The organism is Aquirufa sp. HETE-40SA (assembly GCF_054558635.1).
This window is the reverse complement of record NZ_JBPXKN010000003.1, coordinates 430,733-451,352: the sequence shown is the minus strand read 5'-3', so window position 1 is coordinate 451,352 and position 20,620 is coordinate 430,733. Positions and strand designations below refer to the sequence as shown.

Genomic DNA, 20,620 nt, shown 5'->3' with positions numbered 1-20,620 from the left:
TAACCCATGAATCCGCAAATCTACGAACTAGGCGACAGCGCACTAACGATTGAATTCGGTAACGAAATCAATGAAAGCGGACACGAGGAGGTCATGAGGCGGTTTTATCAGTTTCAGTCCTTTCCTTTGCCAGGAACCTTGGATTTAATTCCGGCCTATGCCAGTTTGACCATTGTATTTGATTTAGGGGTGGTGGCGAGCAGGTTTCAAGGTTTGGCAGGAATGAAAAGCCTAATAGAAACAAAATTAGCTGAATCCTTTTCAGCTGTGATTCCAGAGGGCCGTTTACATGAAATTCCCTGTTTATATGAAGGTCCAGATTTAGTAGCGGTCGCAAAAAGCTGTGGGCTCAGCGAAACGGAAGTCATTCAAATTCACAGCGAAAAAATATACCATGTTTATTTCCTGGGCTTCCTTCCAGGTTTCGCCTACATGGGTTTAACAGACGAGCGAATCACGGTATCCCGCAAGGAAAAACCGATGACGATACAAGCCGGAGACATCGGTTTAGCCGGAAATCAAACTGGCATTTACCCCAGCACTTCACCAGGTGGCTGGCAAATCATTGGGCGGACGAATAGCATACCTCATTTCAGAGCAGGCGACCGCGTACGATTTATCCCCGTAACCACATGAAGCTGATCAAAAAAGGTTTATTGGATACCTGGCTAAGCCTGCCAATCTATGGTTTGCAGCACGAAGGAATACCTCCTGGAGGGGCTATGGATACCTTTTCCTTACAGATCGCGAACGCACTCGTGGGAAACGATCTATACGACAAGGCGCTAGAGATGCACTTCCCGACTGGCGTTTACCAGTTCGAGACGAGCACTTTGCTAGCGATTTGTGGGGCAGATTTTACCGCCTGTATTGATCATGTGGAAGTTCCGATGAATCAACCCATCAAAGTGCCGCCGGGAGCCATTTTGAGTTGTAAAAAGCCGGTTTCAGGCCAAAGAACTTACATCGCCATCAGGCCTTTAACAGACGAACAGGTTTCCCGCGTTAAGATCTTGCCTTGGTCGATGAACCCAGAAAATGTGTTCACGGATGAGCCAATTCGGATTCTGTGCGGGCGCGAATGGGACCAGGTTAAGGCTTGCTCGCAGCAGTTATTTTTAAGCAAGGCGTTTTCGATTTCGCCCACCTCCAACCGGATGGGCTATCAATTAATGCAAGAGCCGCTGAAAACGGTTTCCACTTCGACAATGTTATCCACTGCTGTAACGGCCGGCACCATTCAGTTATTGCCTTCTGGCCAGCTTGTTGTATTAATGGCGGGACATCAAACGACGGGAGGATACCCACGTTTTGCGCACGTGATTTCGGCGGATTTACCACGTCTTGCCCAAAAAGGCCCTGGCGATAGCCTCCGCTTCACGTTAACCGATCCTACCACAGCAGAATACGAGTGGATTCTCGAACAGAATTATTTACAACAGGTCAGAAATGTGTGTGCGCTGAAATTAAGCCAACATCGATTCGATCACCACTAATTCATCACGTAGACGTGCCGCTAATGGGAAATCGAGGTCGCGCGCCGCTTTCTCCATCTCTTTTCGAATGGTTTCGGACTGCTTTTTGAGCTCCGCCGGCTTCATGTAAGCTAACAGTGGATCTGCCGCGACTGGCGCTTGATCCGGATGAATCGTATAATTCTTTGTGGGTTTCGCCATGCGATCCGCGATGGAGGTTTGCTCCATGATCTCGTCATGTGAACGCCAAATTGTGGTAGGCGTAATGCCATGCTTTTCATTATAAGCCGTTTGGATAGCACGGCGACGATTCGTTTCCGAAATCGCGAGCTCCATCGAACCCGTGATCTTATCCCCGTACATCAACACCTTTCCATTTTCGTTACGCGCCGCACGACCGATGGTTTGAATCAGTGATCGAATGTCACGCAAGAATCCTTCTTTGTCCGCATCCATAATCGCAACCAAGGAAACTTCCGGTAAGTCCAAACCTTCTCGTAGCAAGTTTACCCCGACTAATACATCGATGACGCCCAGGCGTAAATTGCGGAGAATTTCGACGCGTTCGAGGGTTTTCACCTCGGAGTGAATGTACTGGCATTTTATGCCCACACGGTCGAGGTATTTCGACAGCTCTTCGGCCATCCGTTTCGTCAGCGTGGTAATTAATACGCGTTCGTTTTTCTTGATGCGATCGTAGACCTCTTCCAGTAAATTATCGATTTGGTTTTTCGTAGGACGTACTTCGATTAAAGGGTCCAAAAGTCCGGTAGGGCGAATAATCTGCTCGACCACGACACCTTCCGAGCGGCGTAATTCGTAGTCGGATGGGGTGGCGGAGACGAAGATGGTTTGGCCAATGAGGTCTTCAAATTCATCGAATTTCAAAGGGCGGTTGTCCATCGCCGAAGGCAAACGGAAACCGTATTCCACCAAGGATTCTTTGCGGGAGCGGTCGCCGCCGTACATCGCACGGATTTGGGGCATGGTGGCGTGGCTTTCGTCCACCACCATGAGGAAGTCGTCTGGGAAAAAGTCTAATAAACAGAAGGGACGCTGGCCGGATTTTCTTTGGTCAAAATACCGAGAATAATTCTCGATCCCCGAGCAATAACCTAGCTCGCGCATCATCTCCAAGTCAAACTCAGTCCGCTGCTTAATACGTTCTGCTTCCGTTAAACGACCCTCGCGACCGAAATAGGAGATTTGATTGACTAAATCTTCTTGAATATGGGAGATGGCGTTGTTCAGGGTTTCACGTCCCGTCACGAACAAGTTTGCGGGGAAGACAGCCACCATCGTCTCCGATGAGATCTTCTTTCCCGTCCATGGATCGATGCGGTGAATCTCCTCAATCTCATCGCCAAAAAACACGAAGCGATACCCGAAATCCGCATAGGCTAAGAAAATATCCACCGTATCGCCTTTCACACGGAAGGTTCCGCGCAAGAATTCCCCTTCGGTCCGCGCATAGAGAATCTCTACTAAGCGGAATAAAAACTGGTTACGAGAGATCGTGTCTCCCACGGCGACACGCATGATGGAATTTCGGTATTCGTCCGGATTCCCCATACCGTAAATACAGGAAACGGAGGCAATCACAATAATGTCGCGGCGGCCAGACATCAATGACGAGGTCGTCGCTAAACGCAATTTTTCAATCTCCTGGTTAATCGAGAGATCTTTTTCTATATAGGTTCCCGTGGAGGCGATGAAGGCCTCGGGCTGGTAATAATCGTAATAGGAGATGAAATATTCGACCGCATTTTCTGGGAAAAAGGATTTGAATTCCCCGTATAATTGGGCGGCGAGTGTTTTGTTATGGCTCAAAATTAGGGTTGGGCGATTTACCTGTTGAATCACATTCGCGATAGTGAAGGTCTTTCCAGAACCGGTTACACCTAGTAAAGTTTGGGCAGCTTCTTCCTTGTTAACCCCTTCGACTAATTGCCGAATCGCCTCCGGCTGATCACCGGTGGGTTTGTAAGAAGAAGTGAGTTTGAAATCCATCTCGAAATATACGAATAATGGAGAGGATAATTCGGGGAGAAATACTATTTTTGGCAAAAATCAAACCTTATATGCTTCGTCTATCTATCCTGTTATTAAGTCTGTGCACATTATCATGCAAATCAGAAGAACCTGCTGTTGAACCAGCTACGGTTATTCAAACCTTGCCGACCGTTCCGGTTAAGGAATATAGCTTCTCTGCTACCCCATTTTGGGCAGATGAATTCGAAAAAAATGGTCTCCCAGATCCTGCGAAATGGGGCTATGATGAAGGTGGTAGTGGCTGGGGAAATAATGAACTACAATATTATACGAAAGCAAACATCAAAAATGCGCACATCGAGGATGGAGTTTTAACCATCGAGGCCATCAAAGAAAAGCTAGATAATAAAAATTATACTTCTGCGCGTCTGGTGACTAAAGGCAAAAATGACTTTTTATACGGCCGTGTGGAGGCTAGAGCAAAAATTCCAGCTGGTCGAGGTAATTGGGCAGCTATTTGGATGCTCGCTAGTCAATCCGATTATGGAAAACAGTATTGGCCAGACAATGGCGAGATCGATATTTTAGAACATGTAGGGTACGATCCAGGCATCATTCATGCCAGTGTTCACACCAAAGCCTATAACCACATGATTAACACTCAAAAGACGTCAAGGGCAATTTTAGAAAAATGGGATACCGAATTTCATCTTTTCAGAATAGACTGGACGCCGGATTATATTCGATCCTACATCGATGGTAAACTATATTTTGAATTCCAAAATCCGAAAACCAACTGGGAACAATGGCCTTTTGACAAGAAGCAACATATCTTAATGAACTTAGCGATCGGTGGAGACTGGGGCGGACAAAAAGGCGTGGATGACACGATCTTTCCGAACAAATTCCAAATCGACTACATTCGCGTGTATGCCCTAAACCCCTAGTATGAAATACCCTAAAGCCGCGGAGGCCTTCGACCGTTTACTTGTCATCATGGATGACCTGCGGGAGAAATGCCCGTGGGACAAGAAGCAGACGCTGGAGTCTTTGCGCCATTTAACCATCGAAGAGACCTACGAGCTTTCGGATGCGATTATGGAAAATGACCTCACCGAAATTCGGAAGGAATTAGGGGATATCTTTTTGCACCTCGTTTTCTACAGCAAAATCGTTTCCGAAAAAGGAGCTTTTGATGTCAGTGATGTGTTGCATGGGGTTTGCGAAAAACTCATCAGCCGTCATCCGCATATCTATGGGGATGTGGTGGCTGAAACAGAAGAGCAAGTAAAGCAGAACTGGGAGGCCTTAAAATTAAAAGAGGGGAACAAGTCCGTTTTAGGCGGCGTTCCAGGTTCTCTTCCAGCGCTTGTGAAAGCGATGCGGATACAGGAAAAGGCGCGCGGTGCGGGTTTTGACTGGGAAGAAAAAGAGCAGGTGTGGGAGAAGGTGGAGGAAGAACTGGGCGAATTCAAAGAGACTTTTGTGGGGAAAGACCTCGATGCTGCCGGAAAGGCGGAGGCGGAGGGCGAACTGGGGGACTTGATCTTCAGTCTCGTGAACTTTGCCCGATTCATCGACATTAATCCCGAAACAGCCGTGGAGCGGACGAACAAGAAGTTCATCAAGCGCTTCCAGCACCTCGAAAAACGCGCGGCGGAGAATGGCCAGGCGCTTTCCGAGATGACTTTGGCAGAAATGGATATCTACTGGAACGAAGCGAAAACGCTTTAGTTCACACTAAACTGATAGGCTGTTTTCGTTTTATAGACTTCTCCTGGACGCAATACCGTGCTAGGGAATGAAGGCTGATTAGGGGAATCCGGGAAATGCTCGGTCTCTAAGCAAAGTCCATGACGCTTGGTGATTTGCACGCCGTATTTTCCGGTCAAACGCCCATCTAGGAAATTCCCCGTGTAAAACTGAACCCCCGGTTGGTCTGTAGAAACGGTCATTTTACGACCAGAAACCGGATCGTGCACCGTCGCCATTTTCGCATATGAACCTGCAGGTTTATCCAACGCCCAGCAATGGTCATAGCCTCCGCCTAACACAATCTGCTCTGATGAGGTGTCGTTTATGCGATCACCGACAACGTGCGGCTTCGTAAAATCAAACGGGGTTCCTGCGATTGGCATTAGCACACCCGTGGGGATTAACACTTTATTCACGGCCACTAAACGAGAGGCATCGATCTGCACTTCTTGATTCAATATATCACGTTTCGCGTTTCCGCTCAAGTTAAAATAGGAGTGATTACTCAAGTTCAATACCGTCGATTTATCTGTGGTGGCCTCATAAGAGATCCCTATTTCGTTATCCTCCGATAAAGTATAGGTCATCTTAACGCTTAAGTTTCCGGGGAATCCCTCTTCCATATCTTTCGAAACATAGGATAAGCTTAGGCTTTGCGCGGAGGCCGCTTCTACTTTCCATACTTTCTTGTCGAACCCGACAAGGCCGCCGTGGAGGTGTTGGCCGTTGTTTTGGGCAGCAAGAGTATATTCCTTGCCATCTAAAGTGAATTTTCCGTTCGCGATGCGGTTTCCGAATCGACCGACAATCGCTCCGAAGTAGGGTGTGTCTTTGATGTATTCTTGTAAAGTCTCAAAACCCAACACCACATCTTCCACTTTTCCATTGCGATCTGGGGTTAGGATTTTTTGGATGATGCCTCCGTAGTTCATGATGTGAACTTCCATGCCGTGAGCATTCTTCAAGGTATACAAGGTAACAGACTCGCCTGCAGGCGTTTGGCCGAAAGGTTTTCCGGGATTAGACATAGCAAATAGGTTTTGGGACAAGAAAAAAAGGGCTAAAAAGCAATATTTCATAGGTTAACTAGGTTTGTGCTGTCAATTTACCACAAAAGATGGAAAATAAAATTATTCTTCGTAGCTTTGCACCCCAATTTAAAAATTGTTTCAAACTTAATTTCAGCAGGTTAGCCCAGCTTGTTGATGTAGGCGAAAGCCACAAGGGCACTCATTTATGTCAAAAGTAAAAAAAGATTTCGACTGGGATTTAGTTGAAGGAAAAGGCTTCGGTAGTAACTATACTTCAGAGCAAAAAGAAAAAATGGAGGCTGCTATCGAAGCAACCTTGAACTCGGTCACTGAGAAGGAAGTAGTGAAAGGTATTGTGGTAAGCAAGACTGACCGTGAAGTAATCATTAACATTGGATTCAAATCTGATGGTTTAGTATCTGCTTCAGAATTCCGCGATATGCCGGATTTGAAAGCTGGTGACGAGGTTGAAGTATACATCGAGAACCAAGAAGACGCAAACGGACAATTAACGTTGTCACGTAAGTTAGCTAAGGTGATGGGTGCATGGACGAACATCGAGAAAGCTTTAGAAGAAGATACGATCATCAATGGTTTCGTTAAGCGCCGTACAAAAGGTGGTTTAATCGTAGATATCTTTGGAATCGAGGCATTCTTACCTGGTTCTCAAATTGATGTGAAGCCTATCCGTGACTTCGATATTTTCGTAGGCAAAAACATGGAGGTTAAGGTGGTTAAAATCAACCACACAAATGACAACGTAGTTGTATCTCACAAAGTATTAATCGAGAAAGATCTAGAGGCTCAACGTCAAACGATCTTAACGAACTTAGATAAAGGTCAAGTACTAGAAGGTGTGATCAAAAACATGACTAATTTCGGTGTGTTCATCGATTTAGGTGGTGTAGATGGTTTACTTCACATCACAGATATCTCATGGGGTCGTATCAACCACCCACAAGAGGTATTGAAATTGGATCAAAAAATCCAAGTGGTGGTATTAGACTTCGACGAAAACAAAAAACGTATCTCTTTAGGTATGAAGCAATTACAAGCGCACCCTTGGGAAGCTTTAGCTGCTGGAACTGAAGTAGGTTCGAAAGTAAAAGGTAAAATCGTTAACGTAGCTGATTACGGTGCTTTCTTAGAAGTATTGCCAGGCGTTGAAGGTTTAATCCACGTGTCTGAGATGTCATGGTCTCAACACTTACGTAACCCACAAGATTTCTTGAAGGTAGGCGACGAAATGGAAGCAGTGGTGTTAACATTAGATCGTGCTGAGCGCAAGATGTCTTTAGGTATCAAGCAATTAACAGAAGATCCTTGGACTAAGACTGATTTATTAGCGAAATACGCAATCGGTACGAAGCACAAAGGAACGGTTCGTAACTTAACTAACTTCGGCTTATTCTTAGAATTAGAAGAAGGAATCGACGGTTTAGTTCACGTTTCTGACTTGTCTTGGACGAAGAAAATCAAGCACCCATCTGAATTCGTTAAAGTAGGTGATTCTTTAGATGTTATCGTAATCGAATTAGACGCGGAAAACCGTCGTTTAGCTTTAGGTCACAAACAATTAGAGGAAAACCCTTGGGATACATTTGAAAGTGTGTTCACTTTAGGTTCAACTCAGAAAGCAACGATCATCTCTAAAAACGAGAAGTTCGGTGTTTTAGAATTGCCATACGGTATCGAAGGATTAGCTCCTTTGAAGCAGTTAACAAAGGCAGATGAGTCAGTAGCTGAGGTAGGTGAGGCGTTAGACTTCGTGGTAACAGAATTCCACAAAGAAGAGCGTAAGATCATCTTATCTCACACACGTACCTTCACTGCAGCTACGGCTGAAGAAGTAGCGGCTGATGCTGCTGCGGCAAAACCAGAGAAGAAGAAAGCAACTAAGTCTGCTGAGAAAACAGCAACTGTATCAGCTGAGAAATCGACTATGGGCGATATCGGTGCATTATCTGCTTTAAAAGAGCAAATGGAAGGCGCTGAGAGAGAACAAGCGATTAAAAAATTAGAGAAGAAATCCTCTAAAAAAGCTGAGTAGAAGTATTCACCTGTTCTATACTGAGAGGGGTTAGCGAAAGCTGACCCCTTTTTTTTGTTTTTTGCTTTTTTTTTCCAAACTTACATCCCATCATTTAAACCTAACAACCATGAGTAACACTTCAAGACGGAACTTCCTGCAAAAAGCCGGATTAGCCGCAGCCAGTTTCTACATTGTACCGCGCCACGTGCTGGGCAAAGGGTATACTGCTCCTTCAGACAAATTAAACATCATGGGTGTCGGCGGTGGCGGAAAAGGCTACAGCGATATCATGAACTCATATAACAAAGGGGCAGAAAACATCGTCGCTATTGTCGATGTAGATGATCGTCAAATCGTACGAATCAAAAAAGACCTTCCTAAAGCAAACATTTACCGCGATTTCCGTGCAGCCTTAGATAAAGAAGGTAGCAATGTAGATGCGGTGATTGTTTCTACGCCTGATCATACCCACGCAACGATTGCGATGGAAGCTATGCGTCGTAAGAAACACGTATACGTTCAAAAACCCTTAACTCACGATATCTACGAGGCGCGTCTTTTAGGCGAGAAAGCGAGAGAGATGAAAGTCGTGACGCAAATGGGTAACCAAGGTTCATCAGGTGACGGTGTTCGTCAAATGATGGAGTGGTTCGATGGTGGTGCGATTGGAAAAGTGAAAGAAGTGTATGTTTGGACGAATCGTCCCGTATGGCCACAAGGAATCGCTTACCCTGCTGCTGGATCTCCAGCACCGGCAGAGTTAGATTGGGATCTTTGGTTAGGACCTGCGAAATACAGAGAATATAACCCCGCTTTACTTCCATTCAAATGGAGAGGATGGTGGGATTATGGTACAGGTGCCTTAGGCGATATGGGATGTCACTTATTAGATCCTCCTTTCAAAGTATTAGGTATCCGTGATGCAATCGATGTAGAATGTTCGGTAGGTTCTGTCTTCTTGCAAGATTGGACACCAGAATACATTCCAGAAGGATGCCCTCCTAGTTCGATGGTGACTTTACACTATGGTCCTTCGAAGAAAAATAATTCCCCAGTGAAATTGACTTGGTTTGACGGTGGTCTTCGGGCACCGCATCCAGATGGAATTCCATCTTCGGAAGTAATTGGTGATCCAGATGGTTCAAATGGTGTGATTTTAATCGGTACAAAAGGTATCATGACCTGCGGAACGTATGGTATGTATCCTAAAGTATTTAAAAACGGAAAGCGCGTAGATGAATCAGAACTTCCTAAAGCAAGCTTAGCGCGTGTGAAAGGCGGGGATAACGGTCACAATACCCAATGGGTAGAGGCTTGTAAGGCTGGTTTCGGCAATATGGAAGTAAGTTCTCCATTTGATTACGCGGCTCCATTTACAGAATCTGTTTTAATGGGTAACATTGCCATTCGTTCTTACATGTTACGTGAAGGTGATGGTCGTAATGCAAAATTTGTAGGTCGCCAAAAACTGGAGTGGGATGCAGCGAACATGCGCATCACGAACTTCGATGCGGCAAACCAATTCGTGAGACGCGAATACCGCAACGGCTGGACTCTTTAAAAGCCATTCGATAATTAGATTAAAAAAGACGGGATGCTCTCCCGTCTTTTTTTTATTTTTGTGCTATGAATTTTAGCGCATCCACTCCTGTTTCTGAAGTTTTCGCACAAGTCGAAGCTTACATCCTTTCCCAAGGTTATACGATTATCGACAAAGACCACAACCGCCCTTGGGGAGGTTTCTTTGTTTTAGACGAATCGCAAGCAGCAAAATTCGCAGCGCAATTCTTCCCACAGCTTTCAATGGACGCTATTCAAATCACGCAGAAGCTAAGCCCTAAGTTTTTAGTGGTGGCGCCTGAGAAGCGTTTGTCTTGGCAGTACCATTTCCGTAGAGCAGAAGTTTGGACGGTGAATGCAGGTCCTGTGGGAGTGGTCATTTCGGAAACGAATGAGCAGTCTGCCCCGGGTATTTATCAAGAGAAAGAGTTAATCACTTTGCCCACAGGTACTCGACATCGTTTAGTCGGTTTAGACAATTGGGGTGTGGTGACAGAGATCTGGCAACATACCGATGTGGAGCATCCCTCGGATGAATCCGATATCGTCCGCTTGCAGGATGATTTTGGCCGTTAATCAAATTTAATAGACCGGTCATCTAAAAATAATACAAGAAAACTTTGTAGTCTCTAAAAGTTTCCATAGTTTTGCTTCCCAATTAATCAATGGGTTAAGCAAATGAAATCGCGTATTCTAGAAAAAGGAACTCAATTATTCTTCCGCTACGGTGTAAAGACCGTCACGATGGATGCGATTGCGAGCGAATTAGGGATTTCGAAAAAAACGATTTATCAACATTTCCCGGATAAAGATTCGATGGTATTCGAAGTCGTGCAAGCATTCATTATTCAGGATGATATGAAGTGGGATGAACTCGATAGACTCTACCCCAATGTGATCGAAAAGATTTTCAAGTCATTCGAAATGACGAAGGATTTGTTTATGCAGATGAATCCGCGTCTACTATATGAGATTCAAAAATACTTCCCGAATGCTTATCAACTTTTCACCGAACATGGCGAAAAATGCATTCATAAAAATTTGATCGCTGACTTTAAGAAAGGTGCCCAGTTCGGCTATTTTAGAAATGACATTGATTTCGAATTATTAGCCCGCTTGCGAATGGCCGAAGTCGATTTAGCCTTCAACCCTAATTTTTATCCTAACAACAAATTATCCTTGTATGACACGCAGCTAACGCTGATGGATATTTTCATGCGAGGTATTTTGACCGAAAAAGGTCTAACACTTTATACATCTTACCAAAACAATTTAAAATGATGATCCGCCTAAGAAAAATCTATGCCGGTCTATTTTTACTGACCTCTCTGGCCGCCACTGCACAGACCTACAGCCTAAAGCAAGCGGTAGACTATGCGATCACGCACCAGGTTCAAGTGAAAAATAGCCAAATCGACTTGCAGAATGCAGGTGCGAAAGTAAACGAGATAAGAGCCATGGGTCTGCCACAAGTGAATGGTTCCGTGTCTTTAACGAACAATATCGTCTTACAGCGTGCGTTCATTCCAGCTAAATTATTTAATCCGGCAGCGGCAGAGGGAGAATTAATCGCAGCGAAATTCGGTGTGGATAATTCAGGATTCGCAAACGTGGGGTTAAGTCAATTGGTTTTTGACGGATCTTATCTATTAGGCTTAAAGGCTTCCTCCGTATACAAGGATTTAGCCGTTAAATCACTAACGCAATCGAAGCAGCAAGTGGCTGAGAATGTGACGAAGGCTTATTATGGAATTTTGGTCAACGAAAAACGCCAAGGACTTTTAGCTTTGAATGTAGCTCGTTTAGATACCTTGTTAAAGGAGACGCGTGAGCTGAACAAGCAAGGATTTGTGGAAAAGATTGACGTACAGCGTCTAGATGTGCAAGCAAATAACCTTCGTACAGAATTAGAAAATGTGAATCGCTTGCAAGAACTAAGCTATTCTTTGTTAAAATTCCAAATGGGCTTCCCGATGGAAGAGCCTATTCGCTTAAGCGAAAGCTTAGAAAAGGTGGAATTAGCCACGTTTAATACAAACGCAGCAGGGGATTTCAATTATGCAAACCGCATCGAATATTCCATCTTGCAAACGCAGGAAAACTTAGCAGAACTAGATTTAAAGAGTATTAAGGCGGGTTATTTGCCTCGTTTAGTAATGAACGCAAACTACGGTTATAATGCGGGTGCGAATGCTTTTGGTGATTTGTTAACCAAACAATGGTTCGACAACGCGGCCATCTCGGTAGCATTACAGATCCCTATTTTTGACGGTTATTCAAAAAAATACAAAGCCATTCAATCGGCTAACAATTTGCAAAAGGTTCGCCAGTCTTACGGTTTATTAAAATCGTCCATCGACTTGCAACGTTCTCAGGCGAGCATTACGATGAAGAACGCTTTGGAATCCATGAAAGAACAAAAAGCGAACCTAGATTTAGCGAATGAGATTTCTCGTGTGACGCGCGTAAAATACCAACAAGGGGTGGGTTCAAACTTAGAAGTTTTGAACGCAGAGTCATCCATCAAAGAATCACAAGCAAACTACTTTACGGCACTTTACAATGCCTTAGTAGCTAAAGTTGAATTAGAAAAAGCAAACGGTACACTATACATAGACTAATAGAAACATGAAAAAAATAGCCATCCTCCTAAGTGGAATCATTTTATTCGCAGCCTGCGGATCAAAGGACAAGAAGCAAGAATTAGCTGAGTTAAAGACCCAGGAAAAAGAAATCCAGGCGAAAATCGCTGCTTTAGAAAAAGAAGTAGGTAAGCCTACGGATCAAGCGGTAGCGAAAGTAATCGCGGTAAGCGTGAGTCCTTTAGTGGCTCAAAATTTCCAGCACTTCGTAGAGGCGCAAGGAAATGTCGTAGCAGAAAACACGGTTTTAGTAAGCCCACAAACAGGTGGTGTGATTTTAACCTTGCCAGTAGTTGCAGGCCAATCAGTTTCAAAAGGACAATTGATTGCGACTTTGGACAACAACATCTTAAAAGAGTCATTAGAAGAGGTTCGCCAGCAATTATCGTTAGCGAAGACCATCTTTACGAAGCAGAAAGCGCTTTGGGATCAGCAAATCGGAACAGAGGTTCAATACTTGAGCGCGAAGTCGAACATGGAATCTTTGGAAAAAAGAATCGTAACCTTGAAAGCGCAATTAGGCTTATCACGCGTAACGGCTCCTATTGCTGGAACTATCGAATTAGTGCGCCAAAAAGCAGGCGAAATGGGTGCTCCAGGTGTCCCTATCGTTCAAATCGTCAACTTAGGCAACTTGAAAATCTCTGCTAAAATCGCTGATTCTTATGTAGGAACGGTGAAGCAGGGCGACGAGATCAACATCAAATTCCCTGATTTAAACAAGGAATTAAAGGCGCGCATCTCTTTAGTTTCTAAAATCGTTAATCCATTAACACGTACATTCGACATCGAAGCCCGCATCCCGAATGCAGGTGGCGAGTTAAAGCCGAACTTATTAGCGGTGATTAACATCAACGATACTTCAAAGAAGAACGCCATCGTAATCAGCGAAAACATCATCCAAAAGACCGAAAAAGGTAATCTTGTATATGTAGCGGTAGAAGAAAACGGTAAAAAAATAGCGCGTTCTCGCCTAGTTACTGTCGGATTAACCTACAATGGTCAAGCTGAGATCACAGAGGGATTAAAGGCAGGCGATTCACTTATTACACAAGGATTTCAAGATTTAGTGGATGGTACAGCCATCTCTTTCTAAGTAGATAATGGAAAAAAATATCAAAAATGAGCAATTGCCAGAAGGCAAAGGCTTGATCTATAACATGGTGGGCTGGTTAGCCCAAAACCGCACGACAGTTTACATCTTCACGTTCATCATTTTTGTGGCGGGGATGGGAATCTATTCGAGCTTACCTAAGGAACAATTCCCGGACATCGTGGTGCCACAAATGGTCATCCAAACGGTGTACGCTGGAACGACTCCCTCAGATATCGAAAACACGATCAACAAACCGATCGAAAAACAAATCAAATCAATCACGGGTGTAAAACGCGTGAAGTCGAACGCCTTGCAGGATGTTTCAGTCATTATTGTTGAATTCAACACCGATGTCTCCGTCCCTATCGCGAAGCAACGAACACAAGATGCGGTGGATAAAGCGATTGCAGATTTACCAAAAGACTTGACACGTGAGCCTTCTGTGGCTGAGGTCAACTTCTCTGAGTTTCCTATTATGAACATCAACATCGCGGGGGATTATCCACTCGACAAGTTGAAGAAATATGCGGAGGACTTGCAGGATGAAATCGAGGGCATGCCGGAAATTAACCGCGTAGACATCATCGGTGCATTGAAAAGAGAGATTCAAATCAACCTAGATTTGTACAAGATGCAGAGTTATGGTTTGACTTTCTATGATATTCAATCAGCTGTTCAAGGTGAGAACGTGAACATTTCGGGTGGTGATTTAGCCGTAGATGGCGTTCGTCGTTCCCTTCGGGTGACTGGTGAATTCAAAGCTGTGGAACAATTAGGCAATCTGATGATCGGTTCTTCTACAGGTGCTCGTGTCCGTTTAAAGGATGTGGCTGAGGTGATTGATAGCTACGAAGAGAAGCAAGATTTTGCCCGTTTGAATAACAAGTCCGTTATTACCTTGAACGTCATTAAGCGTGGAGGAGCTAACCTAATCGAGGCAGCAGACCGCATCGAAAAGACGATTGAAGAATACAAAGAAAATCGTTTCCCAGAAGGATTAACCGTAACTACCACAGCGGATCAATCAGAGCGTACGCGTGGCGATTTAGCAGATTTAATTAATACCGTTATTCTAGGTTTCCTTTTCGTGGTGATCGTATTGATGTTCTTCATGGGCGTTAGAGATGCGGTATTCGTCGGATTATCGGTGCCTTTGTCGGCTTTATTGACCTTCTTGTTTATGCCGTCATTAGACTTCAGCTTAAATACCATCGTTCTTTTTGGATTCCTTTTAGGACTTGGTATCGTGGTGGATGATGCGATTGTGGTGATCGAGAATGCCCACCGTTTGTTCAATAACTTCAAGAAATTGACCATTACGGAGTCGGTTAAATTAGCCGCATCAGAAGTATTTATTCCGGTATTATCGGGTACGTTAACGACCATTTCTCCTTTCTTGCCTTTGCTTTTCTGGCCAGGTATCGTGGGCGAGTTTATGAAATACCTGCCTATCACGTTAATCATTACGCTTTTTGCGTCGCTATTTGTGGCTTATGTCATGAACCCAGTGTTCGCGATTACGTTTATGAAACGACACGATGAAGAGGTGAACGATGTGAAGAACCCGAAATTCTCGGATATCCGTCGCACCGTATTTATCTTATTGAGTTTGGCGGTATTCGGTTACGTGATGGGCTTTGGCTTAGGCCACTTTGGCTTTGGAAACTTCTTCATTCTTTGCATTATTCTGTACGTGTTTAATCACTTTGTGATCACACCGAAATGGATTGTGCCATTCCAAGAGAAGACTTTACCAAACTTTAAAACCAATTACCGCAAGTTAATCTCGTGGGTTTTGATGGGGAAACGTCCGATTTATGCGACTATTTCTGCATTCGTTTTACTAATTGTAACGATCGCTCTAATGGGTGTGGTGAAGCCTAAGGTGGTTTTCTTCCCTTCAGGTGATCCGGATTACATTTATATTTATGCCAAAAATCCGATCGGAACCGATGCGGTCGTAACGGATTCCATGACGAAAATAATCGAGAAGCGCGTGTCTACTTTTATTCAAAAAGAGGGCTATGGAAAAATCGTAAACTCGGTCATTTCAAACGTGGGTAAAAATGCAGGGGATCCGATGCAGCCAGACCGTGGGCCTACACCTCACAAGAGTAAGGTGACAATTGCTTTCGAGAAATTGCAATTACGCGGTGGCATTAAGACAGGAGAGGTGTTGAGTAAGATTCAAGCAGATTTTGCCAAAAACCCTTTAGCCGGTGTCGAGCTTGCTATCGAACGCGAGAACAATGGCCCGCCGACAGGTAAGCCAATCTCGATCGAAATCGCGGGAGATGACTTCGTTGTTTTACAAGATTTAGAAAAAAAGGTACGTGGAGCCATCACAAAGGCTGGCATCCAAGGTATACAAGAATTGAAGTCAGACTTAGTAACGAACAAGCCTGAAATCATCATCGATGTAAATCGCGAAAAAGCATCTCGCGAGGGCATTTCGTCTGCACAAGTGGCGATGGCGGTGCGTACGGGTTTATTCGGCTCCGAAATCTCGAAATTCCGTGATGCGAAAGATGAATATCCTATCCAATTGCGTTTAAAAGGAGATTCTCGCAACCAAATCGAAAAATTATTGCAATTGAATATTACTTACCGCGATATGAACATGGGCGGCGCCTTGCGCCAAGTGCCATTGAATTCAATCGCCGATATTCGCTACGCCACTTCTTTCAGCCAGATTAATCGTAAAAACCAAGAGCGTGTCATAACCCTCGGTTCTGATGTGATTCAAGGCTATAACGCAAATGAAATCGTAGGGGAATTAACCAGCCTTTTCGAAGCAATCGAAGTACCACAAGGCTATACCATTCGCATGGGTGGAGAACAAGAGGACCAAAAAGAATCAGGTACCTTCCTTGGAATTGCCTTCCTTGCGGCTTTGGTGTTAATCTACTTAATCCTTGCTACGCAATTTAACTCTGCGGTGAAACCATTAATCATCTTCGCGACGATCTTGTTATCACTAATCGGGGTGTTATTAGGATTCATGGCTTTCGGTATGACTTTCTCTGTGATTATGTCCGGCGTAGGTATCATCGCCCTAGCGGGTATCGTTGTAAAGAATGGTATCCTTTTGATCGAGTTCATCGAGGAGCTTCGCTTCAAGCGTGGTTACGACTTGAAAGAGGCGATCATTGAAGGGGGTGGTATTCGTTTAACTCCAGTATTGTTGACAGCTTCGGCGGCAGTATTAGGCTTGATTCCTTTAGCATTAGGCTTAAGCATCGACTTCGTAACGCTATTCACGGAATTAAATCCACATATCTTCATCGGTTCTGATTCCGCGGTATTCTGGGGAATCTTAGCTTGGACGATCATCTTCGGATTAACGTTCTCAACCGTTTTAACCCTTATAATCGTTCCATGTATGTATTACATCTCGGAGCGTATCAAGCAGAAATGGTTTACAAAAGCAGTGTAAATTAGATTGGGTTCAAGAATGCAGAAACCCCTGGGCTAAGGTCTAGGGGTTTTTTGTTTTTGCAATGGGTAATGGTTTTGTTAAAGGTTTTAGCGTCTTATTTTGAGCTCGAATATAATGGCTTATCATTTTTTCATCCGAAGCGGAGAGGCTACCATTTCCGCCTATTTGGTCCACTTCTAAACGTATTTTTGTCGGTTTCATAGGTTAAGAATTAAAATACTGGTTAACTAATTTTTTAGCTGCATTCGTATTAATAATCATCCTCCTATTACCAAAGTGAAAAGCCCCAATGGACCTCTCGTAATGATCAATCAGTTGTTCTTTTGCAATGAAGGAAACATTGCCATCGTTACCGAAATGAAATGATTGTTTGCAAGCATAGGCAACTAGATTCCCTGCAACACCCAAAAACTGTTTTTGACTTCCTTTATTGAAAGAAGAACTTTCAAGTAGATGAATGTAAATATGATCAGGTTTTCGCTCGAAACAAATTAAACCTTGAATTAAATTCGGATTACTTTCGGTAACCAATTTATATACAAAATGGCTTTCTTGCTCCAATTCTAGCATCCAATCAAACTGCCAAATTAAACCTATTAAATCCGTAAATTTCAACGGTACGATCAGCGTGGCTTTACTTTGTCCCGTAGCAACTTCTTCAATCGACTTTGTTAGTTTATCGATGATAAAATCCGCCTCAACTAGTATTCTATTTCTCATTTTGAAAGGTAGAGATCTTTAAGGTCTGAATTTTACTGCTGTCCTTTTTTATAAGTTACCTGATAATTGCATTTAAAGTCGTCATTCCCTAATTTACCGTTTCAAAATCAATAACATGAAGAAATTACTCCTACTCCTTTGCTTGCCCCTTTTAACTCAGGCGCAAGATCGTCCGTATGGTAAAGTTTGGGCGACTCGCTCACAGGCCATTGCCCAAAACGGGATGGCCGCTACCTCACATCCATTGTCAACTCAGGCCGCACTTGATGTGCTGAAAGCCGGGGGAAATGCGATCGATGCTGCCATTGCCGCGAATGCGATGGAAGGCGTGGTGGAGCCGCACGTAAATGGGATAGGAGGGGATTTGTTTGCCATTGTTTGGGATGCGAAAACAAAGAAATTATATGGGATTAATGGTTCCGGGAGATCGCCCAAATCGCTGACATTAGCGGAGTTTAAAAAGCGCGGGCTGACACACATTCCTTCGCTGGGTCCACTGCCTGTTAGTGTGCCAGGATGTGTGGATGCCTGGTTTGAATTACATAAGAAATTCGGTTCAATGCCGATGAATAAAGTGTTGGAAAAAGCGGTTTCCTATGCGCGCAATGGCTTTCCGGTGCATGGCGAATTTGCTTCCGCATTAGCGCGCGTACCTGCAGCTTATGGTAAGTTCCCGAACGTCGCTAACCATTATTATCCAAATGGGAAGCCGCCGGTAGAGGGGGATATTTTCAAGAACCCGAACTTAGCGAATACCTTAGAAAAACTAGGAAAAGAGGGACGTGATGCCTTTTACAAAGGCGATATGGCGCGGACGATGGACGCGTTTATGAAGAAGAATGGCGGGTTTTTGAGCTATGAGGATTTAGCTTCGCACACGTCCACTTGGGTGGAGCCGGTTTCAGTGAATTACCGCGGATATGATGTGTGGGAATTGCCACCAAATAGCCAGGGGATCGCGGCTTTGCAGATGTTAACGATTTTAGAGGGCTATGATTTTTCCAGAATAAAACTGGGTTCTGCGGAGCACGTACACTTGTTTACAGAGGCCAAAAAACTAGCGTTCGAAGACCGCGCAAAATACTATGCAGATCCAGAGTTTGCTAAAATTCCGGTAGCGGAACTCATCTCAGAAGAGTACGGCGCGAAGCGCCGGGCGTTGATCAATCCGAATCGTGCCGGTCGCCATTACGAGGCGGGAAATCCAGCTTTGAAAGAGGGGGATACCATCTACTTGACTGTCGCGGATAAGGATGGCAATATGGTGTCCTTGATTCAGAGTAATTACAGAGGATTTGGATCGGGTATGATACCGGATGGTTTAGGCTTCATGTTCCAAGATCGAGGCGAATTATACAACTTGAAAGAGGGCGAGAATAATACGTATGCGCCGGGTAAAAGACCATTCCAGACGATCATTCCGGCGTTTATGACGAAGGATGGTCAGCCGGTGATGAGTTTTGGCGTGATGGGTGGCGCGTACCAGCCGATGGGCCATGTGCAGATTGTGATGAACGTGGTGGATTTTGGCATGAACGTACAAGAAGCAGGCGATTACCCTCGTATGAACCATGAAGGGTCTTCAGAACCAACGGGCGAAACGATGGAAACGACAGGCGGTATGATTACCCTAGAACACGGTTATCCGTATGAAGTCATTCGCGATTTATTGCAAAAAGGACACCAAGTTGGCTATATGAACGGCATCTATGGTGGCTACCAATGCATTAAATACGATCCGATTCGCAAGGTATATTATGGTGCGACAGAATCGAGAAAAGACGGTCAAGCAACAGGATATTAAGGATGTTTGCAAGCCGCATTTTCACGGGCCACGAATGGCTAGAAAACAAAGAAATTTCCGTAACGAATGGTCGCATTTCGGCTATTTCAGACGGACATGGCGTGGCGTCTGAAAACTTCCTTGTTCCCGGTTTTATCGATTTACAAATCTATGGTGGCGGAGGCATCTTGTTCTCGAATCACCAGACAACAGAGTCGATTCAGGCTACTTTTGACGAGCACCACAAAACAGGCACGGTTGCGTTTCAAATTACGCTGAACTGCTCCCCTGCACAGACGATGTGGAAGGCGATCGACGCGTATAAAAACTATACAGGTCCCGGGTTAGTGGGATTGCATCTAGAAGGTCCCTTTTTTAATCCGGTCAGAAGAGGGGCTCATAATGAGGAATTGGTCCAAAAACCATCCATTGACTTTCTTGCGGAGCTTATCGAGCGTACGAAAGGAATTCCGACTTACTTGACTATCGCACCAGAAATGTTTAGCGCTGAGGAGCTTTCCTTATTGATGGACAGTCGCATCATGTGCTCTTTAGGACATAGCGACGCGACTTTTGAGCAGGCGATCGAGGCGGTCAATAATGGCGTTTCGCGCATTACCCACCTGTTTAATGCGATGTCACAATGGCAATCGCGCGCCCTAGGATTAGTGGGTGCTAGCTTTCAGTCGGAAGCGTGGACCAGCATTATTGCAGACGGTTTGCATTGCGATTATAAATCGCTGGAAATTGCCTACCGATTGAAGAAGGGTCGCCTATTTTTGATTACAGATGCGGTGACGAATGATACCTCTGGCCCCTATTCTTTTTTATCCCAAAATGGTCGTTTCACAAATGAGGCGGGGGTACTTTCGGGCTCTTCTTTAACAATGATCGAGGCGATTCAAAATTGCGTTAGGCAGGCGTCGATTCCTCTGGAAGAGGCGATTCGAATGGCGACCGTTTATCCGGCAGAAGTGGCAAAATTAACTGATTTAGGTAGCATTGAAGTAGGAAAACGTGCTTGCTTAGTTGAGCTGAATCCATCTTTAGAGGTGGTTCAGGTTTGGTACGATGGAAAAGCCTTATTATATTAGG

17 protein-coding genes are annotated in these 20,620 nt (G+C 44.5%); 13 read left to right on the top strand and 4 right to left on the bottom strand.

The genetic code is table 11. From position 1 onward, the window contains the following. The first annotated feature begins 6 nt into the window (after positions 1 to 6). Both pxpB and ACRZ9O_RS09975 read left to right on the top strand, forming a co-directional pair. Positions 7 to 636 carry a 5-oxoprolinase subunit PxpB gene (gene pxpB, locus ACRZ9O_RS09980; RefSeq protein ID WP_459458767.1) on the top strand — a complete coding sequence of 210 codons (630 nt, stop codon included), beginning with the start codon at positions 7 to 9 and terminating at the stop codon, positions 634 to 636. Beyond that, the gene (locus tag ACRZ9O_RS09975; protein WP_459458765.1) at positions 633 to 1,496 is read left to right on the top strand and encodes a 5-oxoprolinase subunit C family protein; all 864 of its coding nucleotides are present in this window, start codon (positions 633 to 635) and stop codon (positions 1,494 to 1,496) included. The genes pxpB and ACRZ9O_RS09975 overlap by 4 nt, the downstream gene beginning before the upstream one ends. Here the strand turns inward: ACRZ9O_RS09975 and uvrB are convergent. Next, entirely contained in the window at positions 1,467 to 3,485 is a 2,019-nt protein-coding gene (uvrB, locus tag ACRZ9O_RS09970; protein WP_459458764.1) for an excinuclease ABC subunit UvrB, read from the bottom strand. The genes ACRZ9O_RS09975 and uvrB overlap by 30 nt on opposite strands. A gap of 71 nt (positions 3,486 to 3,556) precedes the next feature. Here uvrB and ACRZ9O_RS09965 point away from each other — a divergent pair, with 71 nt between their 5' ends. Beyond that, complete coding sequence (locus tag ACRZ9O_RS09965) at positions 3,557 to 4,414, top strand: glycoside hydrolase family 16 protein (protein WP_459458763.1); 858 nt, start codon at positions 3,557 to 3,559, stop codon at positions 4,412 to 4,414. A 1-nt stretch (position 4,415) separates the two neighbouring features. Continuing rightward, complete coding sequence (gene mazG / locus ACRZ9O_RS09960) at positions 4,416 to 5,201, top strand: nucleoside triphosphate pyrophosphohydrolase (protein ID WP_459458762.1); 786 nt, start codon at positions 4,416 to 4,418, stop codon at positions 5,199 to 5,201. On the opposite strand, the gene ACRZ9O_RS09955 is transcribed toward mazG, so the two are convergent. Beyond that, positions 5,198 to 6,250 carry an aldose epimerase family protein gene (locus ACRZ9O_RS09955; protein WP_459458761.1) on the bottom strand — a complete coding sequence of 351 codons (1,053 nt, stop codon included), beginning with the start codon at positions 6,248 to 6,250 and terminating at the stop codon, positions 5,198 to 5,200. The two genes, mazG and ACRZ9O_RS09955, sit on opposite strands and share 4 nt — an antisense overlap. A gap of 208 nt (positions 6,251 to 6,458) precedes the next feature. Between ACRZ9O_RS09955 and rpsA the strand changes: the two genes are divergently transcribed. From rpsA to ACRZ9O_RS09920, 7 genes are all read left to right on the top strand, one after another. Then, positions 6,459 to 8,303: a 30S ribosomal protein S1 gene (gene rpsA / locus ACRZ9O_RS09950; RefSeq protein ID WP_459458760.1), complete on the top strand. Its 1,845-nt coding sequence runs from the start codon at positions 6,459 to 6,461 to the stop codon at positions 8,301 to 8,303. 109 nt (positions 8,304 to 8,412) lie between these two features. After that, positions 8,413 to 9,846: a Gfo/Idh/MocA family protein gene (locus ACRZ9O_RS09945; protein ID WP_459458759.1), complete on the top strand. Its 1,434-nt coding sequence runs from the start codon at positions 8,413 to 8,415 to the stop codon at positions 9,844 to 9,846. 65 nt (positions 9,847 to 9,911) lie between these two features. Further along, a complete protein-coding gene (locus tag ACRZ9O_RS09940) occupies positions 9,912 to 10,421 on the top strand; it encodes a cupin domain-containing protein (RefSeq protein ID WP_459458758.1) in 510 nt (169 codons plus the stop codon). A 102-nt stretch (positions 10,422 to 10,523) separates the two neighbouring features. Beyond that, complete coding sequence (locus ACRZ9O_RS09935) at positions 10,524 to 11,126, top strand: TetR/AcrR family transcriptional regulator (protein WP_459458757.1); 603 nt, start codon at positions 10,524 to 10,526, stop codon at positions 11,124 to 11,126. After that, entirely contained in the window at positions 11,123 to 12,466 is a 1,344-nt protein-coding gene (locus tag ACRZ9O_RS09930) for a TolC family protein (RefSeq protein ID WP_459458756.1), read from the top strand. Before ACRZ9O_RS09935 ends, ACRZ9O_RS09930 begins: the two co-directional genes overlap by 4 nt. 7 nt (positions 12,467 to 12,473) lie before the next feature. Beyond that, on the top strand, positions 12,474 to 13,583 hold the full coding sequence (locus tag ACRZ9O_RS09925) for an efflux RND transporter periplasmic adaptor subunit (protein WP_459458755.1): 1,110 nt from the start codon (positions 12,474 to 12,476) through the stop codon (positions 13,581 to 13,583). Between the two features lie 64 nt (positions 13,584 to 13,647). Then, the gene (locus tag ACRZ9O_RS09920; RefSeq protein ID WP_459458867.1) at positions 13,648 to 17,019 is read left to right on the top strand and encodes an efflux RND transporter permease subunit; all 3,372 of its coding nucleotides are present in this window, start codon (positions 13,648 to 13,650) and stop codon (positions 17,017 to 17,019) included. Between the two features lie 42 nt (positions 17,020 to 17,061). Here the strand turns inward: ACRZ9O_RS09920 and ACRZ9O_RS09915 are convergent, their stop codons facing one another. Further along, on the bottom strand, positions 17,062 to 17,223 hold the full coding sequence (locus tag ACRZ9O_RS09915) for a hypothetical protein (RefSeq protein ID WP_459458753.1): 162 nt from the start codon (positions 17,221 to 17,223) through the stop codon (positions 17,062 to 17,064). A gap of 3 nt (positions 17,224 to 17,226) precedes the next feature. Further along, positions 17,227 to 17,742, bottom strand: a complete 516-nt coding sequence (locus tag ACRZ9O_RS09910; RefSeq protein WP_459458751.1) for a hypothetical protein — start codon at positions 17,740 to 17,742, stop codon at positions 17,227 to 17,229. A gap of 115 nt (positions 17,743 to 17,857) precedes the next feature. Here ACRZ9O_RS09910 and ggt point away from each other — a divergent pair, with 115 nt between their 5' ends. After that, positions 17,858 to 19,546, top strand: a complete 1,689-nt coding sequence (gene ggt, locus ACRZ9O_RS09905) for a gamma-glutamyltransferase (protein WP_459458749.1) — start codon at positions 17,858 to 17,860, stop codon at positions 19,544 to 19,546. Positions 19,547 to 19,548: 2 nt separating this feature from the next. Continuing rightward, entirely contained in the window at positions 19,549 to 20,619 is a 1,071-nt protein-coding gene (nagA, locus tag ACRZ9O_RS09900; RefSeq protein ID WP_459458747.1) for an N-acetylglucosamine-6-phosphate deacetylase, read from the top strand. Position 20,620 lies beyond the last annotated feature (1 nt).

Bases quoted from the DNA above. Each gene is read 5' to 3' on its own strand.
- pxpB (WP_459458767.1), top strand. From the start codon at position 7: ATGAATCCGCAAATCTACGAACTAGGCGACAGCGCACTAACGATTGAA.
- ACRZ9O_RS09975 (WP_459458765.1), top strand. From the start codon at position 633: ATGAAGCTGATCAAAAAAGGTTTATTGGATACCTGGCTAAGCCTGCCA.
- uvrB (WP_459458764.1), bottom strand. From the start codon at position 3,485: ATGGATTTCAAACTCACTTCTTCTTACAAACCCACCGGTGATCAGCCG.
- ACRZ9O_RS09965 (WP_459458763.1), top strand. From the start codon at position 3,557: ATGCTTCGTCTATCTATCCTGTTATTAAGTCTGTGCACATTATCATGC.
- mazG (WP_459458762.1), top strand. From the start codon at position 4,416: ATGAAATACCCTAAAGCCGCGGAGGCCTTCGACCGTTTACTTGTCATC.
- ACRZ9O_RS09955 (WP_459458761.1), bottom strand. From the start codon at position 6,250: ATGTCTAATCCCGGAAAACCTTTCGGCCAAACGCCTGCAGGCGAGTCT.
- rpsA (WP_459458760.1), top strand. From the start codon at position 6,459: ATGTCAAAAGTAAAAAAAGATTTCGACTGGGATTTAGTTGAAGGAAAA.
- ACRZ9O_RS09945 (WP_459458759.1), top strand. From the start codon at position 8,413: ATGAGTAACACTTCAAGACGGAACTTCCTGCAAAAAGCCGGATTAGCC.
- ACRZ9O_RS09940 (WP_459458758.1), top strand. From the start codon at position 9,912: ATGAATTTTAGCGCATCCACTCCTGTTTCTGAAGTTTTCGCACAAGTC.
- ACRZ9O_RS09935 (WP_459458757.1), top strand. From the start codon at position 10,524: ATGAAATCGCGTATTCTAGAAAAAGGAACTCAATTATTCTTCCGCTAC.
- ACRZ9O_RS09930 (WP_459458756.1), top strand. From the start codon at position 11,123: ATGATGATCCGCCTAAGAAAAATCTATGCCGGTCTATTTTTACTGACC.
- ACRZ9O_RS09925 (WP_459458755.1), top strand. From the start codon at position 12,474: ATGAAAAAAATAGCCATCCTCCTAAGTGGAATCATTTTATTCGCAGCC.
- ACRZ9O_RS09920 (WP_459458867.1), top strand. From the start codon at position 13,648: ATGGTGGGCTGGTTAGCCCAAAACCGCACGACAGTTTACATCTTCACG.
- ACRZ9O_RS09915 (WP_459458753.1), bottom strand. From the start codon at position 17,223: ATGAAACCGACAAAAATACGTTTAGAAGTGGACCAAATAGGCGGAAAT.
- ACRZ9O_RS09910 (WP_459458751.1), bottom strand. From the start codon at position 17,742: ATGAGAAATAGAATACTAGTTGAGGCGGATTTTATCATCGATAAACTA.
- ggt (WP_459458749.1), top strand. From the start codon at position 17,858: ATGAAGAAATTACTCCTACTCCTTTGCTTGCCCCTTTTAACTCAGGCG.
- nagA (WP_459458747.1), top strand. From the start codon at position 19,549: ATGTTTGCAAGCCGCATTTTCACGGGCCACGAATGGCTAGAAAACAAA.